Genomic DNA, 20,887 nt, shown 5'->3' with positions numbered 1-20,887 from the left:
GAGCTCCACAGGACCGTTCACGCGCCGAACCAGGATGCGCACGAAAGGGAGTTGACCGATGAACCCCGAATAGAGAAAAAGTTTCCCGAGGCGACGTCCGCCAGAACCTGCTTCTCCAAGGACAAGTCAGCCACGAGCCGGCGCAATCGCGCGTTCTCGCGTTCCAGATCCTTCATTCGACGTGCCTGGTCGATCTGCAGCCCCCCGTATTCCTTACGCCAGCGATAGTAGCTTTGCTCGGAGATCTCTGCCTCCTTGCACGCCAGAGCCAAGCTCTTGCCCTGTGCCGTCTGCACCTCGATCTGGCGCAGCTTCAGAACCACCTGCTCCGCACCCGTCTTCTGACCTCGCTTCATGTCCAGCTCCTTCGGTCCCGGCTGATCCTCTCAATCAGCCCGGTCCAAAGCCAGCCGGTCAGGTCAGCCCTGGAACCGGTCCTCGTTGAGATCGAAGGACACCGGCACCCGAACGAGTTTCATCAAACCGAGGCTCTCGCAGATCGCGATGTCCCGTTCGACGACATCGAGGTCCGGAACGCGCAAGTCATACCGTTCCGTCCGGTCGCTGAACACGGAGCTGGCCAGATACAGGGCGCCCGGGCGCTCGAGCGAAAAAACAAAGGCTTCGATGATGCTTTCGGGAGTCGCGTCATCGTCGCAAAGAACGCTGTCGATGATCGCCTCAATCTGGTTCGATCCAAGCTCGACGGCCGAATCCCGAAGCACCTGTCGGGGATTCTTGAACATTTCGAAGCCGTTGATGGTGGCGCGCTCAAGCAATGCCACCTGTCGGACCTCCAATTCAGAGATGATCTGGATGAGCCGTGGGGGAAGACCTCCGGGAGACGCCGCTCTGGCGAGGAGGCTCGCCCATCGCTGGACCATCTCACCCTCCGGCGCCTCCAGCGAGGCTTTCTCGATGAGGGGCACCAGAACCTTGGGCGCAACTGGCTGAATCGCGATCCGGTCCGCTTCAAGTTGCCTGCGCGCCATCTCTGCAACCGTGATGGCCACGTCCGCTTGCTGGAGCCTGATCTGATCCCACCGGAGGCCGTGCGCTTCGCTGAAGTCACGAAAGCTGTCGACAACGTATTCGACCAGTCGCCGCATCGGGCTCGACGATTTCTCAGGCTGGAGGCCCATCGCTGCTTCGGCCTTCAAGCCACCTGCGACTGCGTGGGGTGGCTTGTGTGTTGGATCGCTCATCGAGGGCCCATGGGAATTGTGGCTGAAGCGTAACTAGCGCTCTGCGCTCTCGCACCGAGTCGGAAGTCTCAATAGTCCGGTAGAATTCACTTTGAATACCAAGCAGAGGATTGCCGATTCGTTACGATCGCAACCTGTGTATTTCGTGCAATACAACCGTAACCCCGCGATGGTAGGCGAAAAATAACCTGAGTTAATTCCGTCCACAGCGAACACGTGTCCGGCGCCGCAAGGTTGCTTCAGAGTCGTCGCTTCCGGCGACGCGAAACCTTTCCCGAAAAGCGCCCGACCCTCCCGAGTGTTCGTGGCGACGCTGGGCTGGAGCCGGGCGGCCTACCGGGAGTTCGTCACCGACGCGCGCCTTGACGACCGATTCACGTTGCTCGTCAAGCAAGACGTGAGTATCGGGCTCACGGGTACGCCGGTGTCGGTTCAGCGCCATGCCGCGCCTTGTGTCGCGCTGGCCGGCGACGATCCCGCGCCCGCTTCTGAGGGCGACGACCTTGATCCCTGGTGGAGTAAGCTCGCCTATCGTTCCGGCCGTCAGGTCATCAAAAGGGTCGCACTGTCGATCAAACGATCGATTGCTGCACCTACGAGATCTGGCGATTTTCTGCCCGTTGTCGCCGGACAGACGTGCGGGAGGCTCGGGAAATAGCCCTCGCATATCAGAGGTACCCGTTGTCCCGCACCTGAGCCTTCGGCCATTGGTTTCGTTGAATTCGTCGACGATTTGTCCGGGCACCCATGTTCTGAGACGCGTCGACCGCTCAGAAACTCAAGCCGGATCCGGTGGTCGAGACAGGCAGGCTGTTCCCCGGCTCTGCGCCGCAAGCCCTTCAGGCTCCGCCGTCCGACGAGGCGGTCCGACTCCTCCGCTCCAGGATCCCACGCACACCGGCACCAGGACCGTCGGCCTCCCGGGCCAAGGCGTCGTCGGGTCGTTCCCCCTCGGGCCCGGGACCGGGCGGCTTCCCGCGCCGGGTCCTCGTCGGGACGGACATTCGGCTCGGCCGACAAGGCGGCCCGCGGGTGTCCGGCGGCGCCGTTGGGCGCCCGCCTTCCCCGCGAGGGATCGGTTCGTGCGGCGCGGACGTTCCCCATGGTGCGTCACAGCATGAGGATGCCGCGATGTCGTTGCTGCTCGAAGCCGCCGAAGACCTGGACGCGATGGCGAAGGCGGCGCGCGAGGCCATCGATCGGCGCCTGCGCCTCCTCCAGGGTGAGGATGCCGGGCGCTTCTGGTCCGCTGTGGCGAAGCTCTACGCCCGGGGCCTGCAGGAGATCGCGGCCGCCGCGCCGGTGCGGCGCGCGGAGATCACATCGACTCCAGACCGTACTCTGCCAGGAGCGCCGCCCGCCTACCGCGCAGCGCCAGCGCTTTGATGGCATGGTTGCGGCTCGTCGTGAGGATCGCGGTCGCCGTCTCCGGTTGCGCGTCGCGCATCGTGTCGGCCAGTGCGGCGAGCTCCGACGCGGCCGCTTCCTCCGCCGCGATGCCCGCCCGGAGGGTGTCGAGCACGGCCTGCACCATGGGAATGACCTGCGGGTACCGAACCTCATCTCTCATCCCAGGTCCCTTCCTGCCTGTGCCCCGTCGCGCGCTGTCCGGGAACGGAGGCGCACGCGGCGCCTTCGATCGCACCTGATGCGCGACAGGGTAGCGCCCTGGGCTCAGGGGGCAAGCGGACGCGGGCGAGTTCAGGTGCCGCGCCCCGGTGGTGCGCCCTCCGGTCCGGCCGGATGCGGGGGCCTCACGGCATCGCCGGGGCCGGGCCGCCTGGTGGGGGATCTCCGGTTTCGACGCGTGGGCCGCCACGACCTTCGCTGCCCCCCGGTAGGACGCGTCGTGCGGTGTCGCATGGGGAGCCGACGCCCCGCGACCACGTGCTCGGAGGGCGCGCTGGCGACGAGCCGCGTGTCGGTCGCGATCACAACCGCAAGAGCGCTGTCGCAATCAACCGAGATAAACCGCCCGATGGATCGGTGGAGATTGTCGAGGGACAGCACCCGCGTATGAAAACGGTTCGTGTCGCAGTTTTGCCGCAATGGTTGCCCGGCGGGGAACTTGAACCCAATTTTGGATAAACTTTGAAACGGTTCCGACGGGACCGCGTTACGGACACATCCACCTCTCACATCGGACATGCTCATGGCGGAACAAGCCCTGGCCGCGACGGCTGACACCACGTCCGCAGAAGGCAAGCCCCCACGTGATTACCTGACCCCCATCGTTCTGGGGTCACTTGCCGTCTTGGAACTGGGATGGGTCGGGCTGTTGGGCTGGGGAGCGCTCTGGCTGATCGGCGCCTAGCTGCGCGGGCTGCTGGCGCTCAGCGGCGCAGGCTAACCGGCACTTCGTCGGGCCAGAGCGGTGCGCGGCCGGCCATCTCCAGCACGAGCGCGAAGCACGCAAGATGGATCGTGACGTAGGCGAACATGGCGTCTTGCGCTTCCTCTCCGCGCACGGACGGCACGGCTGCGGAGCATGCTGCTACGACCATGGGAAATGCGCAATGCGCGTTGTGGAATCGAATGTGCGAACGTGAAGGCTGTGCTTTTGAGACCACCCTCGCAAGCTTTTGATGGTGGATCGGCAGCCGATCGCGCCGCGCGGGACTCACGTGACCGTGACCAAGACGCTGGCGGGACTCCGCCAGGACTCGCAGAGGCCTGGAACGGGGTGCCCGGCGAGACGCTGTTCCTGACGAGACCTGTCCTGGCCCGTCTCGGCCCCTGCTTCAAATCGATCGCGCGCCGGGGCGCTCCGCCGGCCTCAGTGCCGCGTACCGTCCGGCGGATCGGACAGGGGTTCGATCCCGAGGGCTTCGGTCAGGGGAAACTCCAGCACGATCTCTCCGGTCTGGTCCTCCACGAACAGCACCGCTCGCAGGAGCTGCGGGTCGCTGTCGGCGCCCTGGAGGAGCTGCCGGGCCAGGATCTGGGCCGCGGCCCAGGCGGCGTCCGGGCTCGACAGGTCCCGGCCGTCTGGGTCCACCACCACGTCGTCCCCGATATGCGTATGGAAGTAGTAGCGTGGCATCGAAGCCGGCTCCCGTTCGGCGCGGTGACCCGCGCGCATGACCTGCGCGGGAAGATAGGGGCGCGCGGGCGGGCGGGGCAGGGGCGGGCTGGTCGCTAGCGCTTCTTGCCCAGTTCGGCCGCGATGTCCTTCGTCATCCGGCCGACCTTGCGGTGGGCGGCGGCGAGTTGGTCCTGGGTGACGCCCCAGCGCTTCATCCAGAACTCCACCGCCTTGCGCTCCGAGAGGTCGAGGCGATCCTTGTCGATGAAGCCGCGTTTGTCCTTGAGGCCAGCCATGTCCGTTCCCGTCCGCGCGGCCGCCGGGCGGCGCGGGACCGATATGGGGTGCCGGGCCGGCCGGGGCGAGCCTGCGGCGCGCGCCATCGCGCGCCGCGTCGCGGATCAGCGGGTGGGCGCGCCGGTGCCCTTGCCCGCGGCACCCGGCGAGGCGCCGGATCCGGCATCGTTGGCGCCGGTGCTGTTGGAGGTGCCGGACCGGCTCTTGTCCCCGGTGGAGGGGCCGCTGCCGGCCGCGCCCGGGGAGGAGCCGGCGCCGGCATCGTTCGGGCCGGTGGAGTTCATGGTCCCGGACCGGGTGGTGCCGGAGCCGCCCTCGGCCGCGAGGGCGACCGAACCGAGGGCGAGGGTGCTGGCGAAGGTGCCGGCGAGGGCGAGTGCGAGGGCCTTCATGGCGTTTCTCCCGAATGATTGGCGTGAAGCACGCCTCGGGTAACGCCACGCTGACGCCGATGGTTCTGGACGCGGCGGGGACGACACCAGGCCGCCGGGGCCCCATCGCTGCGGACAGGCCGGCATCCGTCTGACGCCCCGCGCATCCGGGAGCCGCGCCTGTTCCCGTCCGCGCTGCAGGGTTTAAGGCGCAGGCCCCGGCTCAGGCCGCCTGGGCCGGCTCGATGTCCTCGCGGGAGGGCTCGTAGGCGCACCAGTGGCAGTAGCCCTTGTCGGCGACCTTCGGTGCGTTGCGCTGCGAGCAGCGGGGGCAGACCAGCACGGACAGCGTCTGGCCGCGCAGGCGGGCGAAGCCGCGCCCCCGGAAAGTGACGGCCACCGACTCTCCGGCGTGGGAATCAGGGCTGTGGGACATCGAGGCTCCTCGGATCGCGGTCGGCGAGGACCAACAGCCAACCTTGGCATCGGTTCAGGGCCTTCCCCAGGCGAAGGCCGCCCCGCCCTCAAAAAGGGGCCGGAGGCGACGCCGATGCGCGTCGCCACCGGCCCCCGGCCGTCGCGTGGTGAGGGGCGCCCGCCCTACTCGGCGGCGATCTGCCGGGGCTGGACCGCCTCGACCCGGGCGGCGCAGAACTTGAACTCCGGGATCTTGCCCATGGGATCGAGGGCCGGGTTGGTCAGGAGGTTGGCGGCGGCCTCGGCGTAGCAGAACGGCATGAAGATCATGCCCACCGGCACGTCGCGGTCGGACCGGACCTTGAGCTCCACCGCGCCGCGGCGGGTCTCCAGGCGCATGGTGTCGCCGGGCTCCAGGCCGAGGCGGTAGAGCTCCTTCGGCGCCATAAAGGCCACCGCCTCCGGCTCCAGGGCGTCGAGGACGCCCGAGCGCCGCGTCATCGAGCCGGTGTGCCAGTGCTCCAGCACGCGGCCCGTGGAGAGCACCATCGGGTACTCGGTGTCGGGCACCTCGTCCGGCGGCACGATGTGGGCCGGCACGATCTTGGCCCGCCCGCTCGCCGTGGGGAAGCCGGCGTAGAAGATGATCTCGTTGCCGGGCTGATCGGGACCGTCGACCGGGTAGGTCACGGCGCCCTCGCGCTCCAGCCGCTCCCAGGTGATGTTCTTCAGGGAGGGCATCACCTGGGCCATCTCGGTGAAGATGTCGGCGGGGCCGGTATAGGTCCAGTCGAGGCCGAGGCGTCGGGCGAGCTCCTGCAGGATCCACCAATCCTGGCGGGCGTCGCCCGGCGGCGGGACGACGGGCTTGGCGATCTGCACGCGCCGGTCGGTGTTGGTGAAGCTGCCCGCCTTCTCGGCGAAGGCGGAGGCCGGCAGCACCACGTCGGCGTGGAAGGCGGTCTCGGTCAGGAACAGGTCCTGCACCACCAGGTGGTCGAGCATGGCGAGCGCGTGCCGGGCGTGGTTGAGGTCGGGGTCCGACATCGCGGGGTTCTCGCCCTCGACGAACATGCCCTTGATCTCGCCCGTGTGGATGGCGCGCATGATCTCGACCACGGTCAGGCCGTTCTTCGGATCGAGGGACTGGCCCCAGAACGTCTCGAACAGGTCGCGGACGGTCTCGTTCTCAACCGACTGGTAGTCCGGATAGACCATCGGGATCAGGCCGGCATCGGAGGCGCCCTGGACGTTGTTCTGGCCGCGCAGGGGGTGCAGGCCGGTGCCGGGGCGGCCGATCTGGCCCGTGGTGAGGGCGAGCGCGATCAGGCAGCGCGAGTTGTCGGTGCCGTGGACGTGCTGGCTGACGCCCATGCCCCAGAAGATGATCGAGGCCCGGGAGCGGGCGTAGAGGCGGGCCACCTCGCGCAGGGTCTCCGCGTCGATGCCGCAGACCGGAGCCATCTTCTCCGGCGTGAACTCGACGATGCGCTCCTTGAGCGCCTCGAAGTTCTCGGTGTACCCGGCGATGTACTGCTCGTCGTAGAGCTTCTCCGTCACGATGACGTTGAGCATGGCGTTCAGCATCGCCACGTCGGAGCCCGGTTTGAAGGCGAGGTGCTTGTAGGCGTGCCGGGACAGGACCTGCCGGCGCGGATCCATGATGATCAGCTTGGCGCCGCGCTCCTTGACCGCGTTCTTGATGAAGGTCGCGGCCACCGGGTGGTTCACCGTCGGGTTGGCGCCGATGATGACGATGACCTCGGCATCGAGGGCCGCCGAGAACGGGGCCGAGACGGCGCCGGAGTTCAGGCCTTCCATCAGGGCCGCCACCGAGGAGGCGTGGCAGAGCCGGGTGCAGTGGTCGACGTTGTTCGAGCCGAAGCCGAGGCGCACCAGCTTCTGGAAGAGGTAGGCCTCCTCGTTCGAGCCCTTGGCGGAGCCGAAGCCCGCCAGCGCCTTGCGGCCGACGGTGTCGCGGATCTTTTTGAGTCCGCCGGCGGCGCGCTCCAGCGCCTCGTCCCAGGTCGCCTCGCGGAAATGGGTCCAGGGATTGGCCGGATCGACCTGGTCGTTGGCATCCTTGGCCACGTTGTCGAGGCGGATCAGGGGCTTGGTCAGCCGGTGGGGGTGGTGGACGTAGTCGAACCCGAAGCGGCCCTTCACGCAGAGGCGGTTCTGGTTGGCCGGTCCGTCACGCCCCTCGGCGTAGACGATCTTGTCGTCCTTGACCTTGTAGGAGACCTGGCAGCCGACGCCGCAATAGGGGCAGAGCGAGTCCACCTCGCGGTCGGGATAGACGGTGCGGGTCTGGCTGTCGTCGAGGTAGGCCGACGGCATCAGCGCGCCGGTCGGGCAGGCCTGGACGCACTCGCCGCAGCCGACGCAGGTCGACTGGCCCATCGGGTCGTCGAAGTCGAACACAACCTTAGCGTCCGCCGAGCGGTAGGCCATGCCGATGACGTCGTTGACCTGCACCTCGCGACAGGCGCGGACGCAGAGGTTGCACTGGATGCAGGCGTCGAGGTTGACCCGCATGGCCGGGTGGCTCCAGTCGCCCTCCCAGCGCTGGGCGGCCGGGAAGCGGCTCTCGGTGACCGCGACATGGTCGGCCTGCGCCCAGAAATGCGAGGTCGGGTCGTGCGAGATCTCCCGGGCCGGCTGGTCGGCCACGAGGAGCTCCATCACCATGGCCCGGGCCTTGGTCGCCCGCTCCGAGGCGGACTTCACCTTCATGCCGACGCCCGGCACCCGCTTGCACGAGGCGGCGAGCACGCGCTCGCCCTCGATCTCGACCATGCAGGCGCGGCAATTGCCGTCCGGCCGGTAGCCCGGGGCGGGCTTGTGGCAGAGGTGGGGGATGTGCGTGCCCAGCCGCTGGGCGACGGCCCAGATCGTCTCGCCCGGGGCGGCCTCGACCTGCTGCCCGTCGAACTCGAAGATCACGCCCGGGATTCCGGCCGGCATCTCCTTGAGGCCGAAGGTGCCGCTCGGGGCCGGACCCGCCTGGCCGCCCGACTGGGTGCCCTCGGAATAGGTGCTCCCGGCGCCCGGGTTGGCGCCGTCCGCCTTGCCGCCCGCATCCTGGGGGCCGGTGGGGGTGGTGGCGTGGGCTCCGCTGAGACCACTGTTCTGTGTGCCGCTGCTCATGGTTCCGCTCCAGTCATGGCGCAGGAAAATCGGGGTCGGGCCGCTGCCGCGAGGGGGCAGCCGCGCCGTCGGATCGGGGATGGATCGCTATTCAGCCGCGATCCGCTGCGGCGACGGGAACAGGTCCGGGAAGTACTTGATCACGGTGGTGAGCGGGTTCGACGCCGCCTGGCCCAGGCCGCAGATCGAGGCGTCGCGCATGCACTGCGAAAGCTCGCCGAGGAGATCGGTGTCCCACACGTCGTTCTCCATCATCACGCGTGCCTTCTGCGTGCCGGAGCGGCAGGGCGTGCACTGCCCGCAGGACTCGTCCTCGAAGAACCGCATCAGGTTCAGGGCCGCGCCGCGCACATCGTCCTGGTCCGACAGGACGATGACGGCGGCCGAGCCGATGAAGCAGCCGTATTTTTCGAGGGTGCCGAAATCGAGGGGGATGTCGTCCATGCTGGCCGGCAGGATGCCGCCCGAGGCGCCGCCCGGCAGGTAGGCCGCGAAGCGGTGCCCCTCGCTGATTCCGCCGCAATATTCTTCGATCAGCTCCCGGATGGTCAGGCCGGCGGGGGCGAGCTTGACGCCCGGCTCCTTCACGCGCCCCGACACCGAGTAGGAGCGCAGGCCGACCCGGCCGTTGCGGCCGTGGCTCTTCCACCAATCGGCGCCCTTCTCGATCAGGTCCCTGACCCAGTAGAGCGTCTCGACGTTGTTGATCAGGGTCGGGCGGTTGAACAGGCCAACCTGGAACGGGAAGGGCGGCTTGTGCCGCGGTAGCCCGCGCTTGCCCTCCAGGGACTCGATCAGCGAGGATTCCTCGCCGCAGATGTAGGCGCCCGCACCCCGGCGCAGGTGGATGCGCGGGCCGCCGGCGGGGAGCCGGGCGATCTCGCGGGCCAGGATCTCGCGGGAAATCGGGTACTCGTCGCGCAGGTAGATGTAGACGTCGGCTGCTTCCACCACGTGGGCGCCGATCAGCATGCCCTCGAGGAAGCGGTGCGGATCGGCGTTGAGGTAGAGCTGGTCCTTGAAGGTGCCGGGCTCGCCCTCGTCGCCGTTCACCGCCATGAGGCGGGGACCGGGCTCGCCGCGCACCGAGCGCCACTTGCGCCCCGTGGGGAAGCCGGCGCCGCCGAGGCCGCGCAGGCCGCCGTCGTCGAGGACCTGCAGGATGGCGTCGATGCCAAGCTCGCCGGAGCGCAGCCGGTCGAGGACGGCGTAGCCGCCCCCCGCACGGTAGGCGTCGTAATCGGGATAGGCGGGCAGGTGGGCGTGGGTGTCACCGGCCTCGACCGCCGCTGTGACGCTGGCGACGTCCGCCTTGTGCAGGAAGTTGTGGCCGACCTCGACCGCCGGGGCGTGGTCGCACAGGCCGACGCAGGGCGCGCGCACCACGCGCACCCCGCTGCCGAGGGTCTCGCGCAGGGCTTCCAGCAGGGGCTCGGCACCGAACATCGCGCAGGTGAGGCTATCGCAGACGCGCACGGTGAGGGCCGGCAGGTCGGCGTCGCCGTCCTTGAGCACGTCGAAATGCGCGTAGAACGTCGCCGTCTCGAACACCTCGGCGAAGGCCAGGCTCATCTCGTCGGCCAGGGCCGCTAGGTGGGCGGCGCTGATCCGCCCGTAGGTGTCCTGGACGAGGTGCAGGTGCTCGATCAGCAGGTCGCGCTGCCGCGACCGATCGCCCAGCAGGCGCTCGATCTCGACCTTGGCCACGGGTTCGACCTGCCGTCCCTTGGGGACGGGCCTGGCTCGGTTGCGTCCCTTGCCAGGGTGCTCGAAGCGGCGAACCTCGCCGATGTCATGCGCGCTCATGCGTTCATCCTACCCCTTTGGTATTCAAAATACCAGATTCTGCGCAGTGTTCTTATAGGCCTCCCCATAGCAGCACATGAGAAAAATTCGGAAGTGAATTTGGTCGCGCGTCACTGGCCGCCGAACGCGCGCAGCGGCCGCCCGGCCTCCGAGCGCTGGACGAAGGACGGCGGCGCACCGGCCGGCAGCGCGGCGACGCGCGGCCCGACCACGGCGTTGATCTCGAGTTCGAAGGCGTCCAGGGCCTCGTTGACCCGCGCCACGGTGGCGGCATCGAGGGACTCCGCCTGGGGACGGTCGAGGCCGGCCCCGCGCAGGGTTTCCCGAACCGTCTCCAGCAATTCCGGCGTCAGCGGCGGTGCTGCCGCGTCGGCGTAGCCCTGGGCGACGATCCCGGCCCAATCGGCTGTGGATACGGTGTGGGATTCGGTCATCGATGCGGCTCCAAGTCGCGAGTGTCGGGGCATCAACGCGCGGCGCGGCCATTCAGCCGCGCGGTTTCGTCATCGCGCCGACGACGGGCGGTCAGGCCCGGTCGGTGATGCGGATCGACAGGTCGGGCAGGCCGGCGATCTGCCCAAGGAGCACGTCGCCCGGCACCACCGGCCCGACATTCTCCGGCGTGCCCGAATAGATCAGATCGCCGGCCTTCAGCTCGAAGGCCTCGGACAGGTTGGCGATCTGCTCGGCCACCGACCAGATCATCTGCGACAGGTCGGCGTCCTGGCGGACCGTGCCGTTCACGCTGAGGCGGATGGCGCCGCGCACCGGGTGGCCGAGGGCCGAGACCGGATGCAGGGGCCCGATCGGCGCCGCCTGGTCGAAGCTCTTGCCGATCTCCCAGGGCTTCTTCTGGTTGCCCATGCCGCGCTGCAGGTCGCGCCGCGTCATGTCGAGGCCGATTGCGTAGGCGTAGACATGGTCGAGGGCGGCCTCCTTCGGGATGTTGCGGCCTCCCGACGCGAGGGCGGCCACCAGTTCGAGCTCGTGGTGGTAGTTCCGGGTCAGGGACGGGTAGGGGTGGTCGGCCACGTGGCCGACGGGCACGACCTGGATCGCGTCCGTGGGCTTCTGGAAGAAGAACGGCGGCTCGCGCGTCGGGTCCGAACCCATCTCGCGGGCATGGGCGGCGTAGTTGCGCCCGATGCAGTAGATCCGCCGCACCGGAAAGACCTCGGCGCTGCCGACGATGGGGATCGTGACCGGGGGCAGGGCGAACAGCGGCCGGGGCGCGGCGCCGCCCGGGGCCGTCCCGGCTTCCCCGGCGGTCGCCCCCGTGGACCGAAGGGCAGTGCCGGCGGCGGCCGCGGCCGCGACCCTAAGGGCGTTGCGTCTGTTCGTGGTCATGGGAGATCCGTTCGGATGGGTGTGATCGCGCCGTGGTTGTCCGGTGTAAACGCGGCGCCGCCCCAGTGCGTCCCCTCGAGCCGGCGCGCCCGGTGGTCGGGGTGTGCCGGCCCCTGCCCGAGCCCGGCGCCGGTCCGCGCCCTTCCGTGCCGACCACCGCCCTGTCGATCTTCGCCCCGGCGCACCTGCGCGTCACCCGGGTGGGACTCCTCCTCGCCAGCGGCGCCCATGTCCTCGCCAGCGGCGCCCATGTCCCCGCCACCGGCGCCCATGGCGGCCACGCTGCGGTGACGCGCGGGCCGGCGACTTCCCCGCGCACCGAACGCGGCTTTTCCCTTGCGCGGCAACGACGGCTCCCTCGCGCTCATCATCGTCGGGGCTTTCCCCTGGCGCCGCCGCCGCGGGTGGTCCTCACGGCCTCCGGCAGCGCCAGGGTCTTCGTCCCTCGGGCGCGCTTCCCGCAGGCGGGTGAGCCTGCGGGAAGCGGGGGCGGCGTCGGGCCGGGGCGGCGGGACTATTTCTTGCCGTGGCCGTGGCCGTGGGCATGCCCGTCCGTGTCGGAATGCAGCGGCTTGCCGTCGAGACCCTTGTCCTGCGTCTCCCGCACCCGGGGATCGTCGCTGTGGTTCGGTCCGCCGGAGACGGAGCCGAGGTTCGGCTTCACCTGCTCGGGGTTCGACGCGTTGCCGTGTCCGTCGACGGCGAGGGCCGGGGCCGCCGCGAGCAGGCCGGCGGTAAGGAGGGCGAACATCGTGGTCTTCATGGGTCTGTCTCCGAAGTCGGAGCGGCGATGGCCGCTTCGAACCGGGAGATAGCCGGCCCGTTTGTCGCGCCGTTGCCGCCAGCGTGACGAAGCGTGTCCGCGTCCCCCGCTCCGGTCGAGTTCGAGGCGCCGCACGCGGGTGGCGCGGGGGCGCAGGCCCTCAGTAGCCCCGCCTCCGGTCGATCCCTGCCGGCGCACGGCCGGTGCGCCGGAACTCCGCCACCGCCTCGGCGACGAGCGCGGCGGCCGAGGCCATGTTCGTCGGGGCCGCGACGTGGGGCAGGATCGTGATCGCCGGATGGGTCCAGAGGCGATGCTCCGGGGGCAGGGGCTCCTCCGGGAAGACGTCGAGGATCGCGTGGTCGAGGGCGCCCGTCGCCAGGGCGGCGAGGAGATCGTCCTCGACCACGTGCGCGCCGCGCCCGAAATTCACCAGGGCGGCGCCCGGCGGCAGGTGGTGGAAGGCGTCGGCGTCCAGGATGCCGCGGGTGTCGGGGGTCAGGGGGAGCAGGTTGACCAGGATGTCGGCCGCCGCGAGGCTCCGCGCGAAGGCGTCCGGGCCGCTGGCGACCGGGATCGTCCCGTGGGCGGTGCCGGACCGGCTCCAGCCCCGGACGGGAAAGCCGAGGGCGCGTAGGAGGTCCGCTGCGGCCCGGCCCATCTCGCCGAGGCCGAGGATCGTGACGCGGCGCTCATGGGCTGGGCGGACGGGATGCTGGCGCCACGTTCCCGCGCGCTGCTGGGCGGCATAGCGCGGGAAATCGCGGTGCAGGTGCAGGACCGCCGCCGCCACCGCCTCCGCCATGGCGCGCGCCAGGGTCGGGTCGACGAGGCGCCGCACGGGCACGTCGGGCAGCGTGTCGTCGAGGACCAGGCGGTCGACGCCGGCCCAGAGGCTCTGGATCCAGCGCAGGTTCGGCAGGCCCGCGAGGGACCCCAGCGGCGGGTTCGCCACGATGGCGACCTCCGCCGCGACCGCCGGGGCGCCCTCGGATGCGGTGTGAATTCGCTCTCCCGGCATGGCTGCGCCCAGGGCGTCCCGCCAGGCCGCTTCCTCGGCGGCGGGAAGGCTGGTCACGAGAAGGATAGGAGAGGGCATCGATTCGGATCTCCTCGGGGCCGGCGCGCATCGCCCGGCGACGGGATCACCCGCGAGCGGGCCGCCGTCAACGGAACGCCTTGACCATGTGGCTCCGGAGGCTGCCTGATCGCGGGCCTCCTCGATCCGCATCGGAATCCCATGCCCAAGATCGCCCTCTCCGGACCGGCCTGCGTCCTCGCCGGCGCCGTCCTCGCCCAAGTCGTGTTCGCCCAAGTCGTGTTCGCCCAAGCCGCCCCTGTCGCGGCGCAGGATGCGGCTTCGGCGCCTTTTCGAGTGGAGGAGGCGACGATCGCCGGGGCGCGCGAGGCCCTCGCCTCCGGGCGGATCACCTGCCGCGACCTGGTCCAGGGCTATCTCGACCGCATCGCCGCCTACGATCAGGCCGGTCCGAAGCTCGCGGCGATCCGGGCGCTGAACCCGCAGGCCCTGACCCAGGCCGAAGCCTACGACGCGGATCGCACGGCGGGCGCGGCCAAGCCCCTCGGCTGCGTCCCCCTGCTCCTCAAGGACAATTACGACACCGTCGAACTGCCGACGACCGGTGGTTCGGCGGCGCTGGCGGGCGCGCAGCCGGCGCAGGACGCCACGGCGGTGGCCCGCCTGCGCGCCGCCGGCGCCATCGTGCTGGCCAAGGCGAACATGCAGGAACTCGCCCTCGGCGGGGTCTCGGTGAGTTCGCTGGGGGGACAGGTCCGCAATCCCTACGACCTGACCCGCACCCCCGGCGGCTCCAGCGGCGGCGTCGGCGCGGGGCTGGCTGCCGGCTTCGCCCTCGGGGGGCTCGGCAGCGACACCGTGAATTCCATCCGCTCGCCCGCCTCGGCCAACAACCTCGTGGGCCTGCGCGTCACCCAGGGGCTGATCAGCCTCGCGGGCATCATGCCGGTCTCGAAGACGCAGGATGCCATCGGGCCGATCACCCGCACGGTGGCGGATGCGGCGACCCTGCTGCAGGCCATGGCCGGCCCCGACCCGGCCGATCCCCTCACGGCCGCGGCGATCGGCAAGGTCGCGCGGAGCTACGCCGATGCGCTGAAGCCCGACGCCCTCAAGGGCGCCCGCCTCGGCGTCGTCCGGGCCCTGTTCGGGACCAAGCCGGAGCACGCGGAGGTCAACCGCGTCATGCAGACGGCCCTCGACGCCCTGGAGGCGGCGGGCGCCACCCTGGTGCGGATCGACGATCCGGCCTTCGAGGCCGACGCCCTCAACCGCGAGGACGACGTTCAGACCTACGAGTACAAGGCGCTGATGAACGGCTATCTGGCCACGATCCCGAATGCGCCGCACAAGGATCTCGCCGGCATCCTGGCCTCGGGCCGGTTCCACCGCGCCGCCCTGGAGTCGTTCCTGACGGCCGCCGAGGCGCGCCAGGACGGCATGGCCGAGCCCGAGTACAGGGCCCGTCTCGGACGGATCGCCGCCCTGAAGGCGCATGTCACCGAGGTTTTCGCGGCGCAGAAGCTCGACGCCCTGGTCTACCCGCTGCAGAAGCGGCTCGTGGTGCCCATCGGCGAACTCAACCAGGCGGATCGCAACGGGATCGTCGCGGGGCTGACGGGCTTCCCCGCCATCGACGTCCCGGCCGGGTTCTCGGCCGCTACCGCGACGGCGCCCGAGGGCGTGCCGGTCGGCATGGACCTGCTCGGCCAGCCCTGGAGCGAGGCGAAGCTCCTCGGTCTCGCCTACGCCTTCGAGCAGGCGACGACCTTGCGTCGGCTGCCGGCGAGCACGCCGCCCCTCGGGGCGCGCTGATCAGGCCGCGCGGGTCGGGGCCGGCACGAGGTCGCGTACCCGCCACATCGCGCGGGCGAGGTGGGAGCGATAGGGCGCGAAGGAGCCCGTGAACGCCTGCGTGTCCGTGCAGCCGGTCAGGCGCCGGAGGCTGCCGACGGCGGCGACGTCGCCGGCCGGCCAGATGTCCGGGTCGTGATAGTGGAAGATGCCGATCATGTCGGCGGTCCACTGGCCCACGCCCTTGATGCTGCGCAGGATCGCCGCGCGGTCCGGGTGGGGCAGGGTGGCGAGGTCGGGGCCGAACAGGCCCGCCTCGTCCGCGGCGCGGATGGCCTGGACCGCCCGCACTTTGGCGCCCGAGAGGCCGCAGCCGCGTAGGGTCTCGGCATGGGCTTCGACGAAGAGGTCGCGGGGGGCCACGCTCCGCAGCTGCGCCGCGGCCTCGACGCGGGCCCAGATGGCTGCCGCGGCGCGGGTCGAGATCTGCTGGTTCACGACCTCGAGGGCGAGGCGGTCCGCGACATGGGCGTGGGTCGGCGGTTCGACCGGCACAGGCCCGAGGCGCGCGAGGGCGTCGTGCAGGGCATGGGACAACCCCCGGGCGGTGGCCAGGAGGTGGGCGTGCGGATCGGAATCGGGGCGCATGCGGTCCGGCGGGGATTGGGCGGACAGGCCCGGAAAGGCCTCGGCCCCGAGACGGGGCCGAGGCGGTCGGCTTAGCGGTCGCGGCGCTCGCGCGTGATGGTGGTACGCTCCTCGCGACGCTCGATCCGGTCCTCACGGCGATCCGGATCGACACCGAGGACGCCGCCGACCGTGCCGGTGGCCGCGCCGACGGCGCCGCCCACCACGCCGCCGATCGGGCCGGCCGCGCGGTTGCCGTCCTCGACGCCGCGCTCGGCGCCCCGGATGGTGCCCTGGGCCTGCGCCGTGCCCGCGAGGACGACGGGGGTGAGGAGGAGGGCGGTGGCGATGACGAATGACTTCATGAAAGGGACCTCGCGTCGATGGTTCGGGATGGCCGGTCACGCCGTCGCGACCGGTTCGGCATGTCTCATTAACGGCCGAAACGCCGAAAGGTCACAGACTTCGCTGGAATAGGCGCGGGCGCGGGTGGTTCGGGCGGCGCTCCGCCTTCCGTTTTCCCGTCTTCGCGTGCCCTCTGCGGGCGATCGGCGTCGACGCGTTTGGGGCCGGCCGCACGCGCCATCCGCACCCGTCGAACGGCGCGCCCTGCCGCTCAGTAGGTCGCGAACATCGCGGCGATGTCGACCGGATCGCGGGTGCGGGTCAGCGCCAGCGCGAGCAGGATCCGCGCCTTCTGCGGCGTCAGGTTGTCGGCGCTGAGGATCCCGCGTTCGCGCAGGCGGGTCGTGACCGGCACCACGCCGCTGCCGGCGCGGGTGGACTGGACCACCACCACCCCGGCGGCCACGGCCTCGGCCAGGGCGTCGGCCTCGCCCGGGGGCGTCATGCCGGGGGCGAGGCCCGCCGAGACGAGTCCCTGCGCGCCGGCTGCCACGAAGGCGCGCACGGCGGTGCCGTCTGCGTCGGCATAGGCGTAGGCGACGTCGACCCGGGGCAGGGCGGCCCGCCCCTCCAGGGTGAAGGGCGTGCCCGGGGCGTGCCGTCGCTCGGGGCGGCGGTAGTAGCGGACATGCGGTCCATCGACGTGGCCGAGGACGCCGAAATCCGCCGTGCGGAAGGTCTGGAGCCGGCCGACCGAGGTCTTCGTCACCTCGCGGGCCGCCTGGATCTCGTCGTTGAGCACCACCAGCACCCCGCGCCCGCGCGAGACCGGGTCGGCGGCGACCCGCAGGGCCGAGACGAGGTTGAGGCCGGCGTCGCTCGACAGGGCGCTGATCGGGCGCTGGGCCCCGACGAGGACCACCGGACAGGCCACCGTCAGGGTGAGGCCGAGCGCGTAGGCGGTCTCCTCCAGGGTCGCGGTGCCGTGCCCGATCACGATGCCGGCGAGGTCGGGATGGGCCTCCGCGAGTTCCGCGCAGAGGGCGGCGAGGGCACGCCACTCGGCAAAGCCGATGGCGGGGCTCGCCACCGCGCGGAACGGCACCGCGACCACCTCGGCCACGGTGCGCGCCTCGGGCACCCGCTCGAGGATCGCGTCGGCCGCGAGGCGTTGCCCGGTGGCGGTGTAGTCGAGGACGTCGAGGGAATCCCAGCCGAGGGACGCGATCGTCCCGCCCGTGCCGATGAAGGCCACCTTGGATCGCGTCGCCATCGTGTCGTCGTCTCCGCCTGGTTGCCGGTTCGGCGGCCCTCCCATGCAGGAGGCTTGCCGGAGCGGCCTCCGCCCGTCAGCGGCGGGAGGTCGGCCGGGGCTTCAGGTCGTCGAGGGCGTCGGCATTGGCGCGGCCCCAGGCGTAGAGGAGTTCGACCGGCTCGACGAAGCGGCCCCCGAGCGCGGTCAGGCGATAGTCCACGGCGGGCGGCACCGTACCGGCCACGTGGCGGGTGAGGAGGCCGCTCGCCTCCATGTCGCGCAGGGTCTGGGTCAGCATCTTCTTCGAGATGCCGGGCAGGCTGCGCTGGAGCACGCCGGTGCGCGCCGCCCCGCCGTGGCGAGCGTGCAGCGTGTGCAGGACCATGCTGGTCCACTTGGTGGCGAACAGGTCGAGCACCCGGCGCGGTGCGCAGTCCTCGCGCCACGTCTCGTCCGCACTCAGCCTCTCCATGGTCGTCGCCCTTTGCTGGGTACCGTTTGGTGCCTATGACCCCAATCGGTGCCGTCTGGTCAGGGGCGGACTGTCTCCATAGGTCGGTCTCAGATCAAGACGGAGACTTCCATGACCAGGACGGCCCTCATCGCCGGCGTCAGCGGCATCGTCGGCAACAACCTCGCCCGTCACCTGGTGTCGGAGGGCTGGTCCGTGGCCGGCCTCGCCCGGCGCCCGCCCGCCGACCTGGCCGGCGTCACGCCGGTGGCCGCCGACCTCCTCGACCCCGAGAGCCTGCGCGGAGCGCTGGCGGAGGTCCGCCCCACCGACGTCTTCATCACGACCTGGCTCCGCCAGGAGACGGAGGCGGAGAACATCCGCGTCAACGGGACGATGGTGCGCAATCTCCTCGACGCCCTTCGGCCGAACGGCGGCGTGGCGCATGTCGGCCTGGTCACCGGCCTCAAGCACTATCTCGGGCCGTTCGAGGCCTACGGGAAGGGCACCCTGCCGGCCACGCCGTTCCGCGAGGAGCAGGGCCGCCTCGACGTCGAGAACTTCTACTACGCGCAGGAGGACGAGGTCTTCGCCGCCGCAGCACGGGACGGCTTCGGCTGGAGCGTGCACCGGCCCCACACCATCATCGGCTACGCGCTCGGCAACGCCATGAACATGGGCGTGACCCTGGCCGTCTACGCTACGCTCTGCCGCGAGACCGGTCGGCCGTTCCGCTTCCCGGGCTCGGCCGCCCAGTGGAACGGGCTCACCGACATGACGGATGCGCGCATCCTGGCGCGCCAGCTCGCCTGGGCCGCCACCACGCCGGCGGCCCGCAACGAGGCCTTCAACATCGTCGACGGCGACGTCTTCCGCTGGAGCTGGATGTGGGGCCGGATCGCCGACTGGTTCGGCGTGCAGCCGGCGCCCTTCGATGGCACGGTCCTGCCCCTGGAGCAGCAGATGGACGGCGCCGCCCCGCTCTGGGCCGAACTCGCCGCCCGGCACGGCCTCAAGGAGGCCGATCTCGGGCGCCTCGCCTCGGCCTGGCACACGGATGCGGATCTCGGCCGCCCCATCGAGGTCGTCACCGACATGAGCAAGAGCCGGCGCCTCGGCTTCCTCGACTACCAGGCCACCGACGACGCGTTCTTCGACCTGTTCGCGCGCCTGCGGGCGGAGCGGGTCATTCCCTGACATCCGCCACCGGCCGGGGCTTCGCCCGCGACTTGGCGGACCCGGCGTTTGTCTCCATCATCGCCGGATCCCCCGATGCGCGAGACCCCGATCCGATGAAGCCGTTCGACTGGACCACCGGCTACCCCACCGTGCGGATGCCGATCTTCGGCCGCAACATGGTCTCGACCTCGCACGCCCTCGCGGCCCAGGCCGGCATCCGCATGCTGTGGCAGGGCGGCAATGCGGTCGATGCCGCCATCGCCACGGCGGCGGCCAAGACCATCACCGAGCCCTGCAGCAACGGCCTCGGCTCGGACGCCTTCTGCATCCTGTGGGACGGCAAGGCGCTGCACGGCCTCAACGCCTCGGGCGGGGCGCCGGCGGCCTGGACCCCCGACTACTTCGCCCGGAAATACGGGGCAGCCGAGCGCCCGCCGATGCGGGGCTGGGATTCCGTCACGGTGCCGGGCGCCGTCGCGGCCTGGGTGGCCCTGAGCGAGCGCTTCGGGACGCTGCCCTTCGCCGATCTCCTGCAGCCCGCCATCGAGATCGCCGAGCGCGGCTACCTCGCGCCGGTCGTGGTGCAGCAGAAATGGGCGGCCGCCGCGACGGTCGCCGATCTCGTGAGCCAGCCCGGCTTCGCCGAAACCTTCCTGCCCCGCGGCCGCGCCCCCCATGTGGGCGAGCGCGTCACCCTGCCGGGCATCGCCCGGTCGCTGCGGGCCATCGCCGAGACCAAGGGGCGGGCCTTCTACGAGGGCGAGATCGCCGAGGCCATGGCCCGCCACGCCGCGGTCCATGGCGGCGCCATGACGGTGGCGGACCTTTCCGCTTTCCGGCCCGAATGGGTGACGCCGACGGCCAAGGACTACCGCGGCTACACCCTGCACGAGATCCCGCCGAACGGGCAGGGCATCGCCGCCCAGATCGCCCTCGGCATCCTCGACTCCTTCGACCTCGCGGGCTTGGCCCCCGACGGGCCGGCGGCGCAGCACCTGCAGATCGAGGCGATGAAGCTCGCGTTCGCCGACACCTACCGCTACGTCGCCGACGCGCGCAGCATGGAGGTCAGCCCGGAGGCGATGCTCGACCCCGCCTATCTGGCGGACCGCGCCAAGCTGATCGACCCGCGCCGGGCGCAGGATTTCGGCGCCGGCAACCCGGTGCGCGGCGGCACCGTCTACCTCACGGCGGCCGATGAATCTGGCATGATGGTGAGCTTCATCCAGTCGAACTTCATGGGCTTCGGCTCGGGCGTGGTCGTGCCCGAATGGGGCCTGTCGCTGCAGAACCGCGGCTACGGCTTCGTGCTGGACCCGAGCAGTCCGAACGTGGTGGCACCGGGCAAGCGGCCCTTCCACACCATCATTCCGGGTTTCCTCACGCAGGGCGGCGCGCCCGTGATGAGCTTCGGTGTGATGGGCGGCAACATGCAGCCGCAAGGCCACCTGCAGACCCTGGTGCGGATGATCGACCACGGCCAGAACCCGCAGGCCGCCTGCGACGCGCCGCGCTGGCGCTTCAACGCGGGCCTGGAGATCAACGCCGAGGCGACGATGCCGGCCGCGACCCTGCAGGGCCTTGTGGAGCGCGGCCACCGGGTCGACGTGATCCAGGACAGCTACCAGGATTTCGGCGCCGGCCAGTTCATCTGGCGCATGGGGGATGCGGGCACCGAGGGCTATGTCGGCGCCAGCGATCCGCGCCGCGATGGGCAAGTGGCGGTTTGGTAACCGGCCGCGCTTGCGCCGGCATCCGCTGGCACGGATAATGTATGCACTTTCGAACGTCTTCCCGGCTCGTGCCGATCGGCCCT

The 20,887-nt window shown here is 70.6% G+C and carries 20 protein-coding genes and 1 pseudogene; 4 read left to right on the top strand and 17 right to left on the bottom strand.

Going from position 1 to position 20,887, the window contains the following annotated elements; translation table 11 throughout:
* Positions 1-83: 83 nt before the first annotated feature.
* Positions 84-356: pseudogene (locus AC6EUL_RS10185) on the bottom strand (transposase); the annotation flags it as partial.
* A gap of 63 nt (positions 357-419) precedes the next feature.
* On the bottom strand, positions 420-1,160 hold the full coding sequence (locus tag AC6EUL_RS10180; RefSeq protein ID WP_499870003.1) for an Abi-alpha family protein: 741 nt from the start codon (positions 1,158-1,160) through the stop codon (positions 420-422).
* Between the two features lie 349 nt (positions 1,161-1,509).
* On the opposite strand from AC6EUL_RS10180, the gene AC6EUL_RS10175 reads away from it, so the two are divergent.
* On the top strand, positions 1,510-1,863 hold the full coding sequence (locus AC6EUL_RS10175; protein ID WP_156653356.1) for a hypothetical protein: 354 nt from the start codon (positions 1,510-1,512) through the stop codon (positions 1,861-1,863).
* A gap of 660 nt (positions 1,864-2,523) precedes the next feature.
* Here AC6EUL_RS10175 and AC6EUL_RS10170 read toward each other — a convergent pair.
* The 11 genes from AC6EUL_RS10170 to AC6EUL_RS10120 form a co-directional block, all read right to left on the bottom strand.
* Complete coding sequence (locus tag AC6EUL_RS10170; protein WP_056354719.1) at positions 2,524-2,739, bottom strand: hypothetical protein; 216 nt, start codon at positions 2,737-2,739, stop codon at positions 2,524-2,526.
* 1,242 nt (positions 2,740-3,981) lie between these two features.
* The gene (locus AC6EUL_RS10165; protein ID WP_056212344.1) at positions 3,982-4,248 is read right to left on the bottom strand and encodes a DUF6894 family protein; all 267 of its coding nucleotides are present in this window, start codon (positions 4,246-4,248) and stop codon (positions 3,982-3,984) included.
* Between the two features lie 95 nt (positions 4,249-4,343).
* Positions 4,344-4,526: a DUF3606 domain-containing protein gene (locus AC6EUL_RS10160; RefSeq protein WP_055957170.1), complete on the bottom strand. Its 183-nt coding sequence runs from the start codon at positions 4,524-4,526 to the stop codon at positions 4,344-4,346.
* A 105-nt stretch (positions 4,527-4,631) separates the two neighbouring features.
* On the bottom strand, positions 4,632-4,919 hold the full coding sequence (locus AC6EUL_RS10155; RefSeq protein WP_056378979.1) for a hypothetical protein: 288 nt from the start codon (positions 4,917-4,919) through the stop codon (positions 4,632-4,634).
* Between the two features lie 202 nt (positions 4,920-5,121).
* The gene (locus AC6EUL_RS10150) at positions 5,122-5,334 is read right to left on the bottom strand and encodes a hypothetical protein (protein ID WP_056212340.1); all 213 of its coding nucleotides are present in this window, start codon (positions 5,332-5,334) and stop codon (positions 5,122-5,124) included.
* A gap of 164 nt (positions 5,335-5,498) precedes the next feature.
* Entirely contained in the window at positions 5,499-8,465 is a 2,967-nt protein-coding gene (gene fdhF / locus AC6EUL_RS10145; protein WP_499870002.1) for a formate dehydrogenase subunit alpha, read from the bottom strand.
* 87 nt (positions 8,466-8,552) lie between these two features.
* The gene (locus AC6EUL_RS10140) at positions 8,553-10,271 is read right to left on the bottom strand and encodes an NAD(P)H-dependent oxidoreductase subunit E (protein WP_056212335.1); all 1,719 of its coding nucleotides are present in this window, start codon (positions 10,269-10,271) and stop codon (positions 8,553-8,555) included.
* Between the two features lie 110 nt (positions 10,272-10,381).
* A complete protein-coding gene (locus AC6EUL_RS10135) occupies positions 10,382-10,705 on the bottom strand; it encodes a hypothetical protein (protein WP_056495291.1) in 324 nt (107 codons plus the stop codon).
* 91 nt (positions 10,706-10,796) lie between these two features.
* Positions 10,797-11,618, bottom strand: a complete 822-nt coding sequence (locus AC6EUL_RS10130; protein WP_499870001.1) for a fumarylacetoacetate hydrolase family protein — start codon at positions 11,616-11,618, stop codon at positions 10,797-10,799.
* Positions 11,619-12,132: 514 nt separating this feature from the next.
* Positions 12,133-12,381 (bottom strand): hypothetical protein, encoded by a 249-nt coding sequence (locus AC6EUL_RS10125; RefSeq protein WP_499870000.1) that lies wholly within the window; start codon positions 12,379-12,381, stop codon positions 12,133-12,135.
* Between the two features lie 160 nt (positions 12,382-12,541).
* Entirely contained in the window at positions 12,542-13,480 is a 939-nt protein-coding gene (locus tag AC6EUL_RS10120; protein ID WP_499869999.1) for a 2-hydroxyacid dehydrogenase, read from the bottom strand.
* Between the two features lie 141 nt (positions 13,481-13,621).
* Between AC6EUL_RS10120 and AC6EUL_RS10115 the strand changes: the two genes are divergently transcribed.
* Positions 13,622-15,235 (top strand): amidase family protein, encoded by a 1,614-nt coding sequence (locus AC6EUL_RS10115; protein WP_499869998.1) that lies wholly within the window; start codon positions 13,622-13,624, stop codon positions 15,233-15,235.
* Here AC6EUL_RS10115 and AC6EUL_RS10110 read toward each other — a convergent pair whose 3' ends face one another.
* The 4 genes from AC6EUL_RS10110 to AC6EUL_RS10095 form a co-directional block, all read right to left on the bottom strand.
* The gene (locus AC6EUL_RS10110) at positions 15,236-15,862 is read right to left on the bottom strand and encodes a DNA-3-methyladenine glycosylase family protein (protein WP_499869997.1); all 627 of its coding nucleotides are present in this window, start codon (positions 15,860-15,862) and stop codon (positions 15,236-15,238) included.
* 71 nt (positions 15,863-15,933) lie between these two features.
* The gene (locus AC6EUL_RS10105) at positions 15,934-16,206 is read right to left on the bottom strand and encodes a hypothetical protein (RefSeq protein ID WP_056212321.1); all 273 of its coding nucleotides are present in this window, start codon (positions 16,204-16,206) and stop codon (positions 15,934-15,936) included.
* 251 nt (positions 16,207-16,457) lie between these two features.
* Complete coding sequence (locus AC6EUL_RS10100) at positions 16,458-17,459, bottom strand: asparaginase (RefSeq protein ID WP_499869996.1); 1,002 nt, start codon at positions 17,457-17,459, stop codon at positions 16,458-16,460.
* A 76-nt stretch (positions 17,460-17,535) separates the two neighbouring features.
* Positions 17,536-17,913 (bottom strand): winged helix-turn-helix transcriptional regulator, encoded by a 378-nt coding sequence (locus tag AC6EUL_RS10095; protein WP_056212318.1) that lies wholly within the window; start codon positions 17,911-17,913, stop codon positions 17,536-17,538.
* 111 nt (positions 17,914-18,024) lie between these two features.
* Here AC6EUL_RS10095 and AC6EUL_RS10090 point away from each other — a divergent pair, with 111 nt between their 5' ends.
* Positions 18,025-19,089, top strand: a complete 1,065-nt coding sequence (locus tag AC6EUL_RS10090) for an SDR family oxidoreductase (RefSeq protein WP_056277964.1) — start codon at positions 18,025-18,027, stop codon at positions 19,087-19,089.
* A gap of 95 nt (positions 19,090-19,184) precedes the next feature.
* Positions 19,185-20,804: a gamma-glutamyltransferase family protein gene (locus tag AC6EUL_RS10085; RefSeq protein WP_499869995.1), complete on the top strand. Its 1,620-nt coding sequence runs from the start codon at positions 19,185-19,187 to the stop codon at positions 20,802-20,804.
* Positions 20,805-20,887: the final 83 nt, after the last annotated feature.

The sequence above is a fragment of the Methylobacterium sp. 001424705 genome (assembly GCF_059816145.1).
This window is presented reverse-complemented; position numbering and strand designations above follow the sequence as displayed.